The 12,744-nt window shown below is 46.2% G+C and carries 13 protein-coding genes; 12 read left to right on the top strand and 1 reads right to left on the bottom strand.

All coding sequences use genetic code 11. From position 1 onward, the window contains the following. The first annotated feature begins 42 nt into the window (after positions 1–42). From ABXT59_RS00675 to ABXT59_RS00705, 7 genes are all read left to right on the top strand, one after another. Positions 43–705, top strand: coding sequence for an amino acid ABC transporter permease (locus ABXT59_RS00675; RefSeq protein ID WP_443637031.1), 663 nt, complete (start codon positions 43–45; stop codon positions 703–705). Between the two features lie 9 nt (positions 706–714). Continuing rightward, on the top strand, positions 715–1,377 hold the full coding sequence (locus ABXT59_RS00680; protein ID WP_443637032.1) for an amino acid ABC transporter permease: 663 nt from the start codon (positions 715–717) through the stop codon (positions 1,375–1,377). After that, positions 1,374–2,096, top strand: a complete 723-nt coding sequence (locus ABXT59_RS00685; protein WP_443637033.1) for an amino acid ABC transporter ATP-binding protein — start codon at positions 1,374–1,376, stop codon at positions 2,094–2,096. Before ABXT59_RS00680 ends, ABXT59_RS00685 begins: the two co-directional genes overlap by 4 nt. Positions 2,097–2,171: 75 nt before the next feature. Continuing rightward, positions 2,172–3,131 (top strand): dihydrodipicolinate synthase family protein, encoded by a 960-nt coding sequence (locus ABXT59_RS00690; RefSeq protein WP_443637034.1) that lies wholly within the window; start codon positions 2,172–2,174, stop codon positions 3,129–3,131. A 67-nt stretch (positions 3,132–3,198) separates the two neighbouring features. Continuing rightward, positions 3,199–4,443, top strand: a complete 1,245-nt coding sequence (locus tag ABXT59_RS00695) for an NAD(P)/FAD-dependent oxidoreductase (protein WP_443637036.1) — start codon at positions 3,199–3,201, stop codon at positions 4,441–4,443. A 9-nt stretch (positions 4,444–4,452) separates the two neighbouring features. Continuing rightward, positions 4,453–5,556, top strand: coding sequence for a cis-3-hydroxy-L-proline dehydratase (locus tag ABXT59_RS00700; protein ID WP_443637037.1), 1,104 nt, complete (start codon positions 4,453–4,455; stop codon positions 5,554–5,556). 9 nt (positions 5,557–5,565) lie between these two features. Next, positions 5,566–6,591 carry a trans-3-hydroxy-L-proline dehydratase gene (locus tag ABXT59_RS00705; protein WP_443637038.1) on the top strand — a complete coding sequence of 342 codons (1,026 nt, stop codon included), beginning with the start codon at positions 5,566–5,568 and terminating at the stop codon, positions 6,589–6,591. Positions 6,592–6,621: 30 nt separating this feature from the next. Here ABXT59_RS00705 and ABXT59_RS00710 read toward each other — a convergent pair whose 3' ends face one another. Further along, positions 6,622–7,641 carry an Ldh family oxidoreductase gene (locus ABXT59_RS00710; protein ID WP_443637040.1) on the bottom strand — a complete coding sequence of 340 codons (1,020 nt, stop codon included), beginning with the start codon at positions 7,639–7,641 and terminating at the stop codon, positions 6,622–6,624. Between the two features lie 114 nt (positions 7,642–7,755). On the opposite strand from ABXT59_RS00710, the gene ABXT59_RS00715 reads away from it, so the two are divergent. From ABXT59_RS00715 to ABXT59_RS00735, 5 genes are all read left to right on the top strand, one after another. Continuing rightward, the gene (locus ABXT59_RS00715; RefSeq protein WP_443637042.1) at positions 7,756–8,439 is read left to right on the top strand and encodes a GntR family transcriptional regulator; all 684 of its coding nucleotides are present in this window, start codon (positions 7,756–7,758) and stop codon (positions 8,437–8,439) included. A gap of 79 nt (positions 8,440–8,518) precedes the next feature. Then, positions 8,519–9,661 carry a cobalamin-independent methionine synthase II family protein gene (locus tag ABXT59_RS00720; RefSeq protein ID WP_443637044.1) on the top strand — a complete coding sequence of 381 codons (1,143 nt, stop codon included), beginning with the start codon at positions 8,519–8,521 and terminating at the stop codon, positions 9,659–9,661. Between the two features lie 138 nt (positions 9,662–9,799). After that, positions 9,800–11,320 (top strand): aldehyde dehydrogenase (NADP(+)), encoded by a 1,521-nt coding sequence (locus ABXT59_RS00725; protein ID WP_443637045.1) that lies wholly within the window; start codon positions 9,800–9,802, stop codon positions 11,318–11,320. 148 nt (positions 11,321–11,468) lie between these two features. Continuing rightward, entirely contained in the window at positions 11,469–12,080 is a 612-nt protein-coding gene (locus tag ABXT59_RS00730) for a DUF938 domain-containing protein (protein WP_443637046.1), read from the top strand. Between the two features lie 161 nt (positions 12,081–12,241). Beyond that, complete coding sequence (locus ABXT59_RS00735; RefSeq protein WP_443637047.1) at positions 12,242–12,595, top strand: cupin domain-containing protein; 354 nt, start codon at positions 12,242–12,244, stop codon at positions 12,593–12,595. Positions 12,596–12,744 lie beyond the last annotated feature (149 nt).

Consider the following 12,744-nt stretch of genomic DNA (forward strand, 5'->3'; position numbering starts at 1 on the left):
CGTTTGCTGCCCCTCAAGGGGCAGCAACTTTAAGGTCCAAATATGTTTGATTACAACTTTCATTGGCGACCCGTTTTAAAAACCCTTCCTGACCTCATAGATGCAGCACTGTTGACCCTTCAAGTGGCGATTCTTGCCATGCTCATTGGCATTGTTATTGGTCTTTGTTTGGCGTTAATACGCCTACACATGAAAGGCTCTTTATACTGGTTTGCAACCTCATGGGTCGAACTCGCTCGCAACACGCCCGCCCTTTTTCAATTATTCTTTTTTGGCTTTGGCCTCGGTGCATTCGGTCTTCACCTGTCACCCTACCTAATTGTATTAACGGCATTGAGTTTTAACTGTGCAGGTTATTTGGCAGAGAATTTTCGTGGTGGTTTTTTGGCGATTCCAGATACCCAAATGCGCTCGGCACGCAGTCTAGGCATGACTGCTTGGCAAGCGTACACAAGAATTGTCATTCCTCAGGTGTTTCGGATTGTCTATCACCCGATCACTAATCAAATTGTGTGGTGTGTATTGATGTCATCTTTAGGCATGTTAGTGGGCTTTCGTGAGTTGAGTGGTGAAACTCAGTTCTTTGCCTCACGTACGTTTCGCATATTTGAATATTTTGCTGCCACTGCGGTAATTTACTACGTTATCGTTAAACTAATTTTAGTCGCTTCGCGTATTTTGGCGGCGCGACTATTTCGATATTAAGGAGGGTACATGGAACCTAGTTTGAGTTTCTTTAGCGACTTTAATATCAATGACTTTTGGTTTTTGGGTCAAGCAGCGGTGCGTACGTTATGGATTTCGCTATTGTCCATTTCTTTAGGAACAGTGCTGGGCATTTTTTTTGGCTGGGCCCTATATGAAGGTAAGCTCGCTGCAACCTTAACTCTGGCACCTCTTTTGGATGTCTTTCGTTCAGTACCCTTAATTATTCAACTGGTATTGTTTTATAACTTCGCGCCTATTGTTGGCCTTAATTTAGATCCTTTTGGCTCTGGAGTGGTTATTTTAACCATCTACACATCAGCATTAGTGGCTAACGTAGCTCGAGGCGGTATTGAAGCTGTGGGTAAGCCCCTTCGAAATGCCGCCAGAAGTCTGGGTATCTCTTATTGGCAAGACCTGCGTTACATTGTGTTCCCGATTGGTGGGCGAGCCGTTTTTCCAGCCTGGGTTGGGGTTGCACTTGGTGTGATGAAGGACAGCGCCCTCGTATCTGTACTGGGTTATGTGGAATTATTAAAAGCCAGTCAGATTCTCATTACTCGAACTCAAGAACCGTTCTTGATTCTAATTGTCGCCGGTGCGTTTTATTTCGCGCTTTCATATCCTATTTCGCGTTATGCCGCGAACCTTGAAAAAAGTTGGGCACAATGATTCAAATTCGTGATTTACACAAGTATTTTGGTCCGCTACATGTCCTAAAAGGGATCAACTTAGAAGTTAAAAAAGGTGAGGTGCTTTCAGTTATTGGGTCATCGGGCTCTGGAAAATCTACCCTTCTATATTGCATCAATGGCTTAGAGACTATTCAAAAAGGCGATATTATTGTCAACGACATCCATGTGCACGCGAAGCAAACGAACCTTAATCAGGTGCGTCAAAAGATGGGAATGGTGTTTCAACAATGGAATAGTTTTCCACACCTAACTGCCGTTGAAAATGTGGCCTTAGCACCTAAAATAGTGAAAGGAAAAACCAAGGCAGAAGCAAGGAAAATTGCCCTTAGTCAGCTAGAGCATGTGGGCCTTTTGGATAAAGTAGATGCCTACCCAAATGCGCTATCAGGAGGACAGCAGCAGCGCCTAGCGATTGCTCGTGCACTGGCTATGGAGCCTGATTATATGCTGTTCGATGAAGCAACTTCTGCCCTTGATCCTGAGTTGGTGGGTGAAGTCCTCGACACCATGCGTTTGCTTGCTGAGGAGGGCATGACCATGATTTGTGTCACCCACGAGATGAGTTTTGCAAGGGACGTATCTGATCGTGTGGCCTTTTTTCATGATGGGGTTATGGAAGAAATTGGCTCACCATCACAAATTTTTGGTGACCCCCAGTCTGAACACACACGCAAATTTTTAGCTAAAGTACGTTAAAATAGTTAAATCACTTGATGCCGCTATTGTTATCCATTCAATGCACCCGTGCAGTAAAACGTTAAAGAGGTTTCTATGTCAAAAAATATATTCACCGGCACTATGCCAGCCCTAATGACACCCTGTAAAGCAGACCGAACTCCAGACTTTGCCGCCTTAGTTAAAAAAGGCAAGGAAATGATTGCCGCGGGTATGTCTGCTGTTGTTTATTGTGGTTCCATGGGAGATTGGCCTTTGCTAACTGACGCCCAGCGTATGGAAGGTGTGGAGTATTTAGTCAACGCGGGTTTGCCCGTAGTAGTAGGCACAGGTGCAATTAACAGTAAGTCTGCAGCAGCGCACGCGGCGCATGCTCAAAAAGTAGGGGCTGTTGGCCTCATGGTCATTCCGCGTGTCTTGTCCCGTGGTCCCTCGGCTACAGCTCAAAAAAATCACTTCAAAGGCATTTTAAGTGCCGCTCCTAATATTCCAGCCATTATTTACAATAGCCCCTTTTATGGCTTTTCTACGCGCGCCGACCTATTCTTTGCTCTGCGTGCAGAACATCCTAACTTGGTGGGATTTAAGGAATTTGGTGGTAAAGATGATATCCGTTATGCGGCCGAATATATTACGTCTCAGGATGACCAGGTGACCTTAATGGTGGGCGTTGATACTGAGGTCTATCATGGCTATGTTAACTGTGGCGCTACAGGTTCTATTACGGGCATTGGCACAGCCCTTCCCAAAGAAGCCTTGCTGTTAACGAGCCTTTCCAAACTGGCAGCAGCAGGTCATGCTGAAGCGCGCTGTCGTGCCTTAGAACTCGAAGAGGCCTTTTCTGTGCTTTCCAGTTTTGATGAAGAAGCTGAGCTCGTTTTATACTATAAACACCTGCTTGTTTTAAATGGGGAAGAAGCGTATCGCCTGCATTTTAATGAAACGGACGAACTCAGTGAAGCCCAACGAAAATATTGCGAACAGCAATACACATTATTTCAAACTTGGTTTGCAGATTGGTCTAAGCAAGGTGGCATCATCGCTCAATGTATGTAAACCATAACTGAGTTGCGGGTGGGTCAAAATGGGTGCTTTTTAACAAGATAGTTGTGTAACCAAGTCTATGAATAAACCGTACGATATTATTGTCATCGGTGCCGGTATTGTGGGCATTAGTATTGCTAAAGCACTGCAACAAACTGGCCGCACAGTGACGCTTATTGATCGAAAGGGGGTTGCCTTAGAAGCCTCGAAAAGTAATGCGGGGGCCTTTGCCTTTGCCGACATAGTGCCTTTGGCAACTCCTGGAATCATGCGTCAAGCGCCAAAATGGTTGCTAGATCCTTTAGGACCACTGTCTATTCCCCCAGCCTACGCCTTAACTATTTTACCTTGGATGATGCGTTTTTGGCGTGCCAGTTGGACTGATCGTTATGAAGCATCACTGCAAACTCAAGCGCAATTGATGACTTTTTCACAAGAGGCTCTTGAGCGGCAAGTCACCTTAGTTAATGGAGAGCGATTCATGCAGCGTGAAGGTCAGCTCCAATTATATGAAGGGCTTAAGCAGTTTAATGCGAGCCAAGCCGTCTGGAAAACTCGGAGTGAGCACGGTATTGATTTTCAATTATTGCACTGCGCCGCTTCGATTGCTGAAATTCAACCGGGTCTTGATGCGCGTTTTACCCATGCGGGGTATACCCCCAAGTGGCTTAATACCTGTGATCCAGAGCAATGGGCACATCACATTGCGGATCACTTTATGGCCTCAGGTGGGGCCCTTAAGTTAGCCAATATTGAAGCCATCTTTGAGCATCCAGATTATGTTAGCTTGGCGACTCAAGACGGAGAGTTACGGGCAAAACAGGTGGTTGTGGCGAGTGGGGCTTGGTCACACAAGCTAACCAAAACCTTGGGTGATCATATTCCCTTAGAAACAGAACGTGGATACAACACCACCCTTCCAGCGGGCGCATTTGATCTAAAGACCCATCTAACGTTTGGTGCACATGGCTTTGTTGTCACCAAAATTGCCGGTGGTATTCGGGTGGGTGGTGCAGTCGAATTAGGAGGACTGAACCTAGCTCCAAATTATGCACGCGCACAAATGTTGCTGGATAAAGCCGCCCAGTTTTTACCCACCTTAAACACACAAAATGGTGAACAATGGATGGGGTTTCGTCCTTCTATGCCAGATAGCCTGCCTGTTATTGGGTCGGCCTCTAAAGCCCCTAATGTATTTTATGCCTTTGGGCATGGGCACTTGGGTTTAACGCAAGCTGCAGGCACAGCAGAACTGGTGACTGCACTTGCAAACGGAACTGAAACAGCCATTTCAATAGATGCTTTTTCACCTAACAGATTTTGAGGATTGATTATGAAAATTTCTAAAATAAATGTCTACCAAGTGGACCTACCCCTCAAAGAGGGACGATACAGTTGGTCAAATGGTAATTTTGTTGAAGTGTTTGACAGCACTGTGGTGGAAATTATCACCGATGATGGTTTAATTGGCGTTGCTGAATGCTGCCCTCTGGGCTCTGCCTACCTGCCTTCATTTGCCCTTGGTGTTCGTGCTGGGTTGGCTGAGTTAGTGCCGCATTTGATTGGCCAGGACCCGTTAAACATCGGCCATATCAATCGGCTGATGGATGCAGCCTTGCGAGGTCATCCCTATGCAAAAGCACCCATAGACATTGCTTGCTGGGATCTATTAGGGAAGGCCACAGGTTTACCCGTTTTCACTCTGCTAGGTGGCGCTGCACAAGACGATGTTGTTTTGTATCGGGCGATTAGCCAAGAAGCTCCAGAACGCATGGCTAAAAAAATTGAACTCTATGCGGCCCAGGGGTACACCAAGTTTCAGCTTAAGGTGGGGGGCGATGCCAATGAGGATATTGAGCGTATTCATGCCACACGTTCAGTGCTTAAGCCCACTGATATTTTAGTGGCGGATGCCAATACCGGCTGGACTCGTCATGAGGCTGCGCGAGTAGTGGGCGCTATTGCATCACTTGATGTCTACGTGGAGCAACCCTGCTTAACCTATGAAGAATGTGTATCCATTCGACGGCGCACTACATTGCCTTTTATTATGGACGAAGTCATTGATACGCCCAACACTTTGGTGCGCGGTATTGCCGAAGATGCGATGGATGTGATTAACCTAAAAATCTCCAAGGTGGGTGGTTTGACCAAAGCTAAACTCATGCGTGATTTGTGTGTCCAACATGGTATTCCTATGACCATTGAAGACACTTGGGGTGGTGATATCACCACAGCTGCGATTGCTCATTTAGCCCGTTCGACGCCTTCAGAGTTTACGTTTTCGGCAACCGACTTTAACAGTTATGGCACCGTTGATATTGCTGAAGGCGCGCCACAGCGAGTGAATGGACGCATGACCGCGGCAGATAGACCAGGGCTGGGTGTAACCCCCATTTATGATGCCCTAGGGGCACCCGTTGCAAGCTACTCCTGAGGAAAAACTATGCAAAGTAATAAAACAATTCATGTGATTTCAGCCCATGCTGAAGGGGAAGTAGGTGATGTTATTGTGGGTGGTGTAAGCCCACCTCCGGGAGACAGCCTCTGGCAGCAGCGCACTTTTATTGCTCAAAATCAGAGCTTACGTAACTTTGTACTTAACGAGCCTCGGGGCGGGGTGTTTCGTCATGTTAATTTGTTAGTACCACCCAAAAATCCAAAAGCGCACGCGGCCTTCATCATTATGGAACCCGAGCATACACCGCCAATGTCTGGCTCAAACTCTATCTGTGTGGCTACAGTTCTCCTCGACGGTGGCATTATTCCCATGCAGGAACCAGTGACTGAAATGGTGCTGGAGGCCCCTGGTGGTCTCGTGCACGTGCGGGCCCTATGCAAAGATGGAAAAGCTGAACGCATATTTGTACGCAACCTACCCAGCTTTGCTGATCAAATTGGAGTGCCCCTAGAAGTGCCTGAGCTGGGGCGTATCATGGTTGACACAGCTTATGGTGGCGATAGCTTTGTTATCGTTGACGCGGCTGCGTTGGGGTTTAAAATTATAGCTTCTGAGGCCCGAAAAATTGCGCAACTTGGGGTGCTCATCACCAAGGCTGCGAATGAGCAACTGGGTTTTAATCATCCAGACAACCCAGATTGGAAACATATTTCCTTTTGTGCTTTCTGTGGCCCATTAGAAAAAACAGATAAGGGTTTGCGGGGCACATCTGCGGTGGTGATCCAGCCGGGAAAAGTAGACCGTTCGCCAACAGGAACTGCGGTTTCTGCCCGTATGGCGGTGATGGCCGCTAAAGGTGATATGCATGTAGGCGATGAATTTGAAGCCACGTCAATTATAGGGTCGACCTTTACGGGAAAAATCATCGCCACAGCTGAAGTGGGTCATCACCCCGCAATTGTGCCCGAAATTAGTGGCCGTGGATGGATCACTGGCATTCACCAGCATATGCTTGACCCCACTGACCCTTGGCCAGAGGGCTATAAGCTGACGGATACTTGGGGTGTTTAAAGGGGTCTCGATTTGAGGGTTAAAGCTAGCTTAGGAGACTGTTAGTTTGAGTATATCTTCATGCAGTTGTTGTGGAATTTCAACATAACCTCTCTCTAAGTTGCGGGCCCGCGCTGCATAGCGGCGCTGAGAGGGCAGGCGCGCGCCTTGATCAACGATATCTGCAAACAGGCGTTCAGCCCGCTGATCATTGTCGACCACTTTGCCACCACTGAATAGGTTAGGGTCAAAGGCGAGGATAATCTCTCCATGATGGGGAGCCCCCCCTGTACCTGCAGCAAACGCCATGCTTTCTAAACTGGTCATATCATCAATTAAGGGCCCTGCGAGCAGTTCTATCATAATTGAAAGAGCAGAACCTTTATAACCACCAAAGGTTAACATCGCCCCATCAAGGGCTGCTTGAGCATCAGTGGTTGACTGGCCGTGTTTATCAATCGCCACTCCTTCAGGTAAAGACTTGCCAGCACGCTTATAGAGTTCAATCTCACCGCGGGCAAACCCACTGGTGGCAAAATCGAAGGTGAATGGATCTTGTCCTAATCGAGGCCAGCTAAAGGCTAGAGGGTTAGTTCCTAAGCTACCGCGTATACCACCCGCAGGAGCAACCCAAGCATGACTTGGAACCATGGCCATAGCCGCTAAACCGGCCTTGGAAAGCCGCTCCACTTCGGGCCATAAAGCCGAGAAGTGAAAACAGCGATTGACCACTAGTGCGGCAATGCCGTGTTTACGGGTCTTTTCAATAAGTTTTGGCATAGCACTATCGATAGCGAGTAAAGACATGCCCCCTTGTGCATCAGCGTGTATAATTGACGCATCAGTTGTGCTCACCGTGGGCAAAATATGAGGCTCTATTTTTCCAGCTTTTATGGTCTCGATGCACATAAATAAACGAAATAGTCCATGGGACTGACAATCGTCTAACTGACAGGTATACAGCATCTTAGCAATCGCTAGGGCATGTGCCTGGCCAAAGCCTGCATGGCTTAATACCTCAATACTGAGTGAATGGACTTCTTGAAGCGTAAGTTTAATGAATGCACTCATAACGGATGTGACTATTCTATGTTTTAAATTATGGATTTTGGATACAATAGTAACTATTGCAAATATATCTGCAACAAACAAGACAAAAATCTTAGCCTATGAAAAACTTAAGTAATGACAAATAAACGCGCCATATTAAGAAAAAGCCTGCCTGATATGATTTCTGACGACATTCGTGAGCGCATTCTTAATGGAGAATTATCTGAAGGGGACGCCATCAGACAAGAAGCTTTGGCAGAGGAATATCACGTGTCGCGGATGCCAGTGCGCGAAGCTTTAAAAAGACTAGATGCCGAAGGGTTAGTGCAACTAACAAACAACAAAGGCGCGACGGTAATCAAACACTCATTAGATGAAATTGGTGAGATTTTTGACCTGAGGCGATTAATTGAAGTTGATCTATTTCGTCGAGCCATACCTAAAATGACGGCAGATCATTTCGCACTTAGTGATAAATTGGTCAACGAGATGGATGCTTCATATGAGGCCAATGACGTTGCCAAATGGGGCGACCTTAACGCTGAATACCATTGTTCATTATACGCAGCAGCAGATTGTAAGTTTACTGATGAGTTGTTGAAAAAAATTAGTATAAGGGCCGATCGCTATGTACGCATGCATTTAACGGTCATGCATCAATTGGAACTGGTCAAGGATGAGCACCACCAACTTTTGATCTTGGCGCAACAACAAGAAGTGCATCAAGCCTGTGAGCTTTTGACTAAACATATTTTACGGGCCAAAAATGAATTGCTGGCCTTGATTGCAGAAAATAGAAGTGATAAAAAAGTTTCTTAGTAACCTTCAAACAACCCAGCGAGTCTACTAAAAATCATATGCATGGCCGCTTTTAAAACACCTCGTCAAGGAGTGATAAATGAGTAAAATATTAACGAGCCATGTGGGCTCATTACCAAGATCTCAAGCAGTTGTTGACTATATATTTGCAAGAGAAAATGAACAGCCTTATGACGAAACTCAATTTGATGAGTGCATGAAAAGCAGTGTGGCTGACACTGTACACAAGCAAAAGCTTGCTGGAATTGACATTGTCAGCGACGGTGAAACATCAAAAATATCCTACGCCACCTATGTAAAAGATAGGTATACAGGTTTTTCAGGTGACAGCCCTCGCAACCCTCCTGAAGATTTGAAATTGTTTCCAGGCTACCTTAAAAGACTGGCTGATGATGGTGGCACACCGCAATACGCCAGGCCCATGTGCACCAGTGAGGTCAAGTCAAAAGGTCAGGGAGAGCTGCAAAAAGACATCTCTAACCTAAAAGCAGCAATGGCTGTCCATGGTGTTGATAGAGGCTTTATGAATGCGGCCTCACCAGGGGTCATCTCTTTATTTTTACAAAATGACTATTACCCAACCAGAGATGCTTATTTAGCGGCGCTAGCAGATGCAATGCGTGATGAGTATGAAATGATTGTGGCATCAGGACTCGACTTGCAGCTAGATTGTCCTGATCTGGCCCTTTCAAGGCACATGTTATTTAATCACTTATCAGACGCTGAGTTTATTAAAATTGCTGAAGCCCACGTGGAAGCACTTAATCATGCCCTCAAAAATGTGCCTGCAGAAAAAGTGAGGATTCATATTTGTTGGGGTAATTACGAAGGCCCTCATTGTTGTGATATTGATATGAATAAGGTGTTTGGAACTTTGATGAAGGCCAAGGCCCAATATACCCTATTTGAAACGTCAAACCCTAGACATGCCCACGAATGGACTGTTTTCAGGGATCGTAAAAATGAAATACCAGACCACAAAATACTTGTGCCTGGGGTGGTGGACACCACCACTAATTTTGTTGAACATCCTGAATTAGTGGCTGAGCGCATTCAAAAATTTGTTGATATTGTAGGGCATGACAGGGTCATTGCGGGTTCTGACTGTGGCTTTGGCACATTCGCTGGTTTTGGAGCGGTCGATCCAGAAATTGCCTTTGCCAAGCTTAAGTCGTTAGCTGAGGGTGCTGCTTTAGTCAATCAGCGCATCAAAGGCAGATAAACATGATAGCCATGGCAGCGATGATGAATAGGGCGTCACTAAGGGCGCTCTAGGCAGTTGTATAACCTATAATTTTGGATACAATATAAGGAATCCAAAACCCAACAGCAAATTGCTTGCGCAGAGAAATATAAACTCATGATGACCTTTAAACCGCATGGACAACACCTAATTTCGGGCCAATGGGTGGCAGGTAGAAATACCTCTATATCATCACCTGCCACAGGGCCATCGTTTCAATTCTTCGTTGCTGGTGTGGAGGAAATTAATGCAGCTGTGCAAGCCGCAGAAGACGCTTTTTGGAGTTATGGGTATGTTAGTTGTGAAAAACGTGCCATATTTTTAAACACCATTGCTGATGAGATTGAAGCAAGAGCAACAATCATTACGCAGATTGGCTGCGCAGAAACAGGTTTACCCGAAGCGCGCCTCAATGGTGAGCGTGGCCGGACAACGGGTCAATTGCGCTTGTTTGCCGATCATATTCTTCAAAGTGACTATCTTGACCGCCGCCATGATGTAGCCTTGCCTGATCGTCAACCCATGCCTCGTACTGAGCTAAATATGATTCAAAGACCCATTGGGCCAGTGGCTGTATTTGGAGCATCTAACTTTCCACTTGCTTTTTCGACGGCGGGTGGCGACACGGCAGCAGCTCTTGCCGCAGGTTGCCCAGTGGTCGTGAAAGCCCATGGGGCCCATCCGGGCACCAGTGAAATTGTAGCTGAGGCGGTGCTTGCTGCCATCTCAAAATGTAACATTCATGTGGGTGTATTTAGCTTAATCCAAGGAGGGGATAGCCGTGAGGTAGGTGCCCAATTAGTCAAGCATCCATTGGTTAAAGCGGTTGGCTTTACTGGCTCTCACGTAGGTGGGCGTGCCCTATTTGATCTCTGTGCCGCTAGACCAGAGCCTATCCCATTCTTTGGCGAACTGGGCTCCATTAACCCCATGTTCATTTTTGATGGTGCCATGGCTAATCGAGGATCAAGCATCGCCGAGGGATGGGCAGGTTCACTCACCATGGGGGCTGGCCAATTTTGTACCAACCCCGGTGTTGTGGTTGTGCTTGAGGGTGGTGATGCTGAGCAGTTTAGTCAAACTGCTAATGACGCTTTGACCAAGACCCCAGCTCAAACTATGCTGACTGATGGCATTGCAACTGCTTACCGAGCTGGACAAGAACGCATGGCTGAAACCTCAGGTGTGCAACAAGTGATGAGTTCAACCTATGAAGAGCGCAAGGCTTCACCTTTTTTATATAGAACAACGGCCCAAAATTGGCTGTCAAATGCAGCCTTAATGGAAGAGGTGTTCGGTCCACTGGGTATCATTGTCACAGCCCAGAACCTGGAGGAAATGAGAGCAGTGGCTCTGAGTCTTCCGGGTCAGCTCACCTGTACTTTGCATATCGACGAAGAAGACACGGAAGCAGCAACAGGTTTCATGCCCATTCTTGAGCGCAAGGCTGGACGTGTGTTAGCCAATAGCTTCCCCACGGGGGTTGAAGTGAGCGACACCATGGTGCATGGTGGTCCTTATCCAGCCACTACTAACTTCGGCGCCACATCGGTAGGCACACTCTCTATCCGTCGTTTCTTGCGCCCCGTCTGCTTCCAGAATATTCCTCATGCATTATTGCCTCAAGATTTGCGGTGAATGAGCCAGAAGCTAGATAATATCAATGGCTTTGCTTATGCCACCAAGAGTTAACAGCCCAGATAACAAGGGCCTCCAAACACCCAAACAATGGCTTGCCTAAGAAGGTGGCCTATAAGTCTGTTTAACTCAGGAGATGATCACCTTGATGGACAAACCGTTTTCACAAGCTTGCGCTAATAATCAGGGTGTTATTGGTGACATATTGCAGCGCGTGTTTGCTAGCAAGTTCAAAGCCCTAGAGATTGGCAGTGGCACTGGGCAGCATGGGGTTTTTTTTGCGCGCCAGCTAACACATCTTAGTTGGCAGATGAGTGACAAAGTGCAAAATCATGTGGGTATCAATCAGTGGATTAACGATGATCCAGTCGCTAATTTATTGGCCCCTCTCACCTTAGATGTGCTTCGTGATGCGTGGCCAAGTGACCATTATGATGCCATTTATACAGCTAACACGGCCCATATTATGCCTTGGAATGCAGTCACTGCCATGTTTACAGGTATCGGTGAGCGACTTGTATCGGGTGGTGTATTTTGTCTCTATGGGCCCATGAAATATTTGGGTGTGTTGGACGCCCCGTCTAATATTGCGTTTGACTACAGACTTCGACAGCAGCATGCCCATCAGGGTATTAGAGAATTTCATGACATTAATCAATTGGCATTGGACGCTGGGTTAGTGTTACGTGAAGATAACTCCATGCCTGCTAATAATCGACTGATCGTTTGGCAAAAGGTTGATATGCCAACATTAGTTTAAAACGAGTAACTCGTCAGATGGTTAAAAAATAGTACATAAAATGGACTAGTTATAAATGTAGCTGAGAACTATACTCGAAGCATTAGACTCAGTATTAGTTCTAATTATTTTACTAAAGTGAGCAATTTAAACACGCTATCAACCTTAAATGAGGATCCATAATGTCTTCCATAGAAATTAAGAATTTTGCCACAGACTCAGACGTGAGCACGCCCAATAATGCCTGTGTTGAAACTGTAAATATTGCGGGTCAAAAGATCATGAAACTTGTGGTTCAACCAGGTTGGGTATGGTCTAAAGACATACAACCTGTCGTTGGAACCCAAAGTTGTGAGGCTAAGCACCTAGGCGTTATTGTGGAAGGGACCATTACCTGTCGCCATGACGATGGCACAGAAGCAACTTATACTGCAGGTGACGCTTACGCTATTGAACCTGGCCATGACGCTTGGGTTGTAGGTGACAAGCAGGCTGTTGCTTATGAATTCCACGGTGTTTGGGGTGACAAGCTCTAAGCATCCTTACTTTTGAAACAAGCTAAGGCTGATTTAGGTTGCTTATAAAACCTATCTTTTTTTGTCGTTAATTTGGCACTAATGTGTCATTACTTTGGTATAACTTTGCTCTTGGAAAGGGTCAATATGGCGTCCGATGAAGTGTTAAA

This window comes from Candidatus Njordibacter sp. Uisw_058 (assembly GCF_047730065.1).
Classification (GTDB): Bacteria; Pseudomonadota; Gammaproteobacteria; order Pseudomonadales; family Balneatricaceae; genus Njordibacter.

What these genes read in the sequence shown, in the direction of transcription:
- ABXT59_RS00735 (WP_443637047.1), top strand. Translation starts at nt 12,242, where the DNA reads ATGTCTTCCATAGAAATTAAGAATTTTGCCACAGACTCAGACGTGAGC.
- ABXT59_RS00685 (WP_443637033.1), top strand. Translation starts at nt 1,374, where the DNA reads ATGATTCAAATTCGTGATTTACACAAGTATTTTGGTCCGCTACATGTC.
- ABXT59_RS00700 (WP_443637037.1), top strand. Translation starts at nt 4,453, where the DNA reads ATGAAAATTTCTAAAATAAATGTCTACCAAGTGGACCTACCCCTCAAA.
- ABXT59_RS00680 (WP_443637032.1), top strand. Translation starts at nt 715, where the DNA reads ATGGAACCTAGTTTGAGTTTCTTTAGCGACTTTAATATCAATGACTTT.
- ABXT59_RS00730 (WP_443637046.1), top strand. Translation starts at nt 11,469, where the DNA reads ATGGACAAACCGTTTTCACAAGCTTGCGCTAATAATCAGGGTGTTATT.
- ABXT59_RS00705 (WP_443637038.1), top strand. Translation starts at nt 5,566, where the DNA reads ATGCAAAGTAATAAAACAATTCATGTGATTTCAGCCCATGCTGAAGGG.
- ABXT59_RS00710 (WP_443637040.1), bottom strand. Translation starts at nt 7,641, where the DNA reads ATGAGTGCATTCATTAAACTTACGCTTCAAGAAGTCCATTCACTCAGT.
- ABXT59_RS00715 (WP_443637042.1), top strand. Translation starts at nt 7,756, where the DNA reads ATGACAAATAAACGCGCCATATTAAGAAAAAGCCTGCCTGATATGATT.
- ABXT59_RS00675 (WP_443637031.1), top strand. Translation starts at nt 43, where the DNA reads ATGTTTGATTACAACTTTCATTGGCGACCCGTTTTAAAAACCCTTCCT.
- ABXT59_RS00720 (WP_443637044.1), top strand. Translation starts at nt 8,519, where the DNA reads ATGAGTAAAATATTAACGAGCCATGTGGGCTCATTACCAAGATCTCAA.
- ABXT59_RS00725 (WP_443637045.1), top strand. Translation starts at nt 9,800, where the DNA reads ATGATGACCTTTAAACCGCATGGACAACACCTAATTTCGGGCCAATGG.
- ABXT59_RS00695 (WP_443637036.1), top strand. Translation starts at nt 3,199, where the DNA reads ATGAATAAACCGTACGATATTATTGTCATCGGTGCCGGTATTGTGGGC.
- ABXT59_RS00690 (WP_443637034.1), top strand. Translation starts at nt 2,172, where the DNA reads ATGTCAAAAAATATATTCACCGGCACTATGCCAGCCCTAATGACACCC.